At 57.8% G+C, this 4,461-nt stretch carries 4 protein-coding genes; 1 reads left to right on the top strand and 3 read right to left on the bottom strand.

The genetic code is table 11. The features are described 5' to 3' along the window. Together PHP59_RS11495 and PHP59_RS11490 are read right to left on the bottom strand one after the other, a co-directional pair. Nucleotides 1–509: flavodoxin family protein (locus PHP59_RS11495; RefSeq protein ID WP_300167132.1), on the bottom strand; the 509-nt coding region annotated here is incomplete at its 3' end. Between the two features lie 279 nt (nt 510–788). Further along, entirely contained in the window at nt 789–2,849 is a 2,061-nt protein-coding gene (locus PHP59_RS11490) for a heavy metal translocating P-type ATPase (RefSeq protein WP_300167130.1), read from the bottom strand. A 45-nt stretch (nt 2,850–2,894) separates the two neighbouring features. Here PHP59_RS11490 and PHP59_RS12740 point away from each other — a divergent pair, with 45 nt between their 5' ends. Beyond that, nucleotides 2,895–3,152, top strand: coding sequence for a putative immunity protein (locus PHP59_RS12740; protein ID WP_366943768.1), 258 nt, complete (start codon nt 2,895–2,897; stop codon nt 3,150–3,152). A 923-nt stretch (nt 3,153–4,075) separates the two neighbouring features. Here the strand turns inward: PHP59_RS12740 and PHP59_RS11485 are convergent. Beyond that, the coding region (locus PHP59_RS11485; RefSeq protein WP_300167128.1) for a hypothetical protein at nt 4,076–4,461 on the bottom strand (386 nt) is incomplete at its 5' end.

The raw sequence follows: 4,461 nt of genomic DNA, 5'->3' as shown, positions 1-4,461 counted from the left end.
ACCCGGTAGGCAGGGAGAGGGCCCATGGTGGCGTGGGAGACGATCCCCGCCCGGGCGGCAACGTCGAAGCCCCATATGCGGGCCACGGCATTGAGGTATTCCAGCACGTCCTTGTTCCCCATCACGCCGGCGCTGGTGAGAAGGAGTGCTTTCTGCCGGAAGAAACGGGGGCGGTGGAAGATGTATGCGTGGCGGTCGATGAACACCTTCATCAATCCCGAGACCTGGAAACCGTAGACCGGGGTGGCGAAGACGACCCCGTCCGCGTCATGCATCTTCTGCTCAAGGAGGGCTGAGTCGTCCTTGATCGGGCAATGTTCCTCCCCCCGCTCAAAACAGGTATAGCAGCCGCGACACTGCTCCAGGCTGACGTCCCGCAACATGACATATTCCCAGTCCACCGGTGCGTTCTCCTGGAGGATCTCGCGGATCCGTTCGGCTGCGTGGTATGTGTTCGCCCTCCGGGGGCTGCCCATGATGACGAGAACCTTTAGGGGCCGGTTTTCCATGGAGGAGTAAAGGGACACCTCATACATAGATTTTCTTCCCCAGTACAGGACGCGGATAATGGATGGTGCACGAAAAATGGAGGAAACTGTTCTGGACGGGGTAGGGCGTTAGCCCACGGTTCGGGTGCCGGGATAGAGGGATGTGGTGCATACGTCACGGGGTGGAAGATCGATCCGCTGCAATCCATGGATCCCCTTCGTGCAGAAAGAAAAAACCGTGGCTCAAAAAATATCCCGTATCGGTGTTTCCCCTCTCTCATTTTTGTCCCGTGCAGACCGTTACCGCTGGAGCGTCCTCGCATTGACGGCCACGATCACGGTACTTGCGCTCATCAGAACCGCCCCCATCGCCGGCGTGAGAAGGATCCCGTACCCGATCGCTATCCCTGCAGCGAGCGGGATGGCAAACGCATTGTAACCCGTCGCCCAGAAAAGGTTCTGGACCATCTTTGCGTACGTCTTCTTTGAGAGGTCGACGACTCCCACGACGTCCCGGGGATCGTTCCTGGCGAGCACGATATCCGCACTCTCGATTGCGACATCGGTCCCGGCGCCGATCGCAATGCCGACATCTGCCTGTACCAGTGCCGGTGCGTCGTTGATTCCGTCGCCGACCATTGCGACGATATGGTCTTCCTGGACCTCTCTGACCTTCTCGGCCTTCTCGTGCGGGAGAACTTCGGCGAAGTACTGGTCAAGCCCGAGCTCCTCGGCCACCCAGCGGGCAACATACCGATTATCTCCAGTCAGCATCATGCAGTGAATTCCCATCTGTTTCAACTGCGTGATCGCTTCGCGTGACTCTTTTCGGATGATATCCGCGAGTGCCAGGGCCCCGATCACGGTGTCGTCTTCGATCAGGAAGACGACCGTCTTCCCCTGTCTTTGCAGTGCCTCCACCCGTCCGTCGTCGACGGCGATCCCCTGCTCCTCCACGTATCCGGGGCTTACGACCTTCAGGTGTCGGCCCGCGATGACCGCTTCGACGCCTTTTCCCGGGATCGTCCTGAAATTTTCCAGATCTGCCAGTTCCAGCCCCTCATCCTGTGATTTGCGGATGATGCCCTGTGCAATCGGGTGCTCTGACCGCGCCTCCAGGGAGGCGGCCAGCCGCACCACCTCGTCCTCGCCGAGAGGACCGAATGAGATGATGTCTGTCACGCCGAACCGCCCCTCGGTCAGAGTTCCGGTCTTGTCGAAGATGATGGCCTGGATATCCTTTCCCCGTTCGAATGCCTGCCTCTCGCGGATGAGAAATCCCGACTGTGCCGCGAGCGCCGTCGAGACCGCAACCACCAACGGGACTGCAAGTCCGAGTGCGTGCGGACAGGCGATCACCATCACGGTGGCCGCCCGCTCGACGGCAAATCCGGTGTCGCGGGCAAGGAACACCCAGGCAACGAATGTCAGTGCGCTGACCGACAGTGCGATCACCACAAGATAGAATGCCGCTCGATTTGCGAGGTCCTGCGTGTGGGACCTGCTCTCCTGTGCCCGACGGACCAGTTCGACCACCTGGTTGAGGTACGTCTCGGCGCCGACCTTCCGCACCTCAACGACGAGCGAGCCTTCGCCGTTGATGGAACCCCCGATCACCGATGTTCCGGTCTGTTTGGCGATCGGTTGCGACTCCCCCGTCAGCATTGCCTCGTTGACGCTGGAGTCCCCCTCGATCACCACGCCGTCGACGGGGATCTTCTCGCCCGGCTTCACCAGAACGCGGTCGTGGACGACCAGTGTCTCGACCTGCACGTCCTCGACGGAACCATCTTTGAACAGATGCGCCTCCCTGGGGAGCATCTGTGCCAGGTCTTCGAGGGCACGCGAAGCGCCGAGCACCGACCGCATCTCGATCCAGTGCCCGAGCAGCATGATATCGATCAGGGTGGCGAGTTCCCAGAAGAACCCCTCGCCGGGCATGCCGAAGATCACCGCGGCGCTGTAGACGTAGGCGACGGTGATCGCGACTGCGATCAGGGTCATCATCCCTGGTGTCCGACTTTTCAGTTCGTGTACAATCCCGGTGAGGAACGGATAGCCGCCGTAGAAGTAGACTGCGGATGCGAGGATCAGGACGATATAGTCTGCCCCCGGAACCTCGACGCTGAACCCGAAGAGCGTCTGGATGGTCGGCGAGAGGACGAGGATGGGAACCGTGAGGATGACCGAGACGACGAACCGGCGTTTGAAGTCTTCGAGGGCATGGCGGTGGTCGCCCCCTCCGCTGTGCTGGTGAGTCTTTGGAGGTCCGCCTGCATGCTCTGCGGACGTTTTCTCTCCCTCTTCATGCATCGGTTGATCGTGTGTATGATGCCCGGCAGGGGTGTGCTCATGGTTCATCGCCTCTCCCTGGCCTGAGGGGATATCTAAAAGTATCGGACGTCGATGGCCGGAGCGGAAGAGGCCGGGCTTGTGGACTCGTGTCTGTTGACAGGATCTCCGGGGATAGGTTGTAGTACGGGCCGGTGTGGCTGCAGGAGAAGAGAAAATGGCGGAAGACAGAAGTTCATAACATCGTCTGTGAAGAAATACGGCAGAGACGATCGGATCGCGATGGCATCCTGGGCTGCGGACTGCGCCGAACGGGTGCTCCCGCACTTTGAGAGGGCGTACCCGGAGGCATACCGCCGGTGGATGGAGTGAAGTATGACCCGGATCGATCTCGACCCGCCCGACGATTGTACTTTTGCACCTCGTTTGCACTGAAGCTGCACCGAAAAAGTGCAAACTACAAAGGCGGAGGAACGAGGTCAGAATGAATATTCTAAAGAGAGGAGAGAGAATTCTCTCTCTCATAATAGTATATTGCACCAGAATGGGGACGTACACACCACCCCAGATGATCCCGTGACTGTGGGTGAGTGTGTGTGCGATCGGCGTTTGAGTGCACATGTTGGGGATGATGGGGGTGAACGGGGTCTGATTTCAAATCGAGGTCCAAGTCCTCGTCCGTTTCGTAGCATTCCGCAGGTGCAAAGGGGTGCAATCAAGTGCAAAAGTGTAAACTGGACCGGTGTTCCTTCCCGGCGTGTCTGACCGCAGTGGGTATGTGTTGGGTGACGACCAATATCGGCGGCTGTATTCTCTGAATATTCATTCAAATGGAGTATAGAGCCGAGTGATAAGAAGAGCAAATCTTATTTTTGGTGATGTGTCCCGCCAGTGGCAAGACGGACTTTAAATATTGAGAATTTATTGGCTGAGATTCTGATATACCAGCCCTGATCGTTCCCGCTCCAGTGCCCCGTGTTTGTCACATAGGCTCCACAGTCCATCTTTTTGCAGCCGGGGACATGGGTGTGCCCGTAGACGAGACTGTCCATCGGATGCATCCCGAGGAAGAGGTGGGCGGTGCGGGAGTGCGCAAACCGCGTGATGAGGTCCATCTCCGTTTCTCTCTCGGCCGGTGGCTTCTGTATCGATCCGATACGGTGTTTCAGATCCTCGATGACCTCTGATATCCCCCACAGGCGGTCCGCAAGCCATCCCGATGTATCGATCAGGAGGGAGCGGTCATGGCTTCAGGATCCTGTTCTTTGCCATGCGAAGACTTCCCTCATCACTGATCAGTATTCGCACCTGCGAATCAGGGCCTGGGTTGCACACCGCAGACTTCCGCCCTGTCCGTTATGAACCCCGAAATATACCGGATAAACGGAAATCCCACGTTTTTCCAGTTCTTCCCTGATATATTCATTGTCGTTGTGATCGTTGTAGGACATGATGTAATGACTTTCGTCAACGGGCAGGCCATTGACGGCCAGCCTTGAGGCAGCTTCCAGAGAGATCGTTATTGTGTCAAAGTCTTCAAGCGCTTTCGGGATGCCTTCTGCAAACGCTTCCGGACAGAGAATTGCAAGACCCCTTCTGGGAACCGAAAGCACACAGTCTAGATGGAGAATCTCAGGCACCAATGGCACACGCATTACATTGAAGGCGTCACCCAGGAAAT

Origin of the sequence: Methanofollis sp., from assembly GCF_028702905.1 — an archaeon.
GTDB lineage: Archaea > Halobacteriota > Methanomicrobia > Methanomicrobiales > Methanofollaceae > Methanofollis.
The sequence above is the reverse complement of the archived record's forward strand: the minus strand, read 5'-3'. Positions and strand labels throughout refer to the sequence as shown.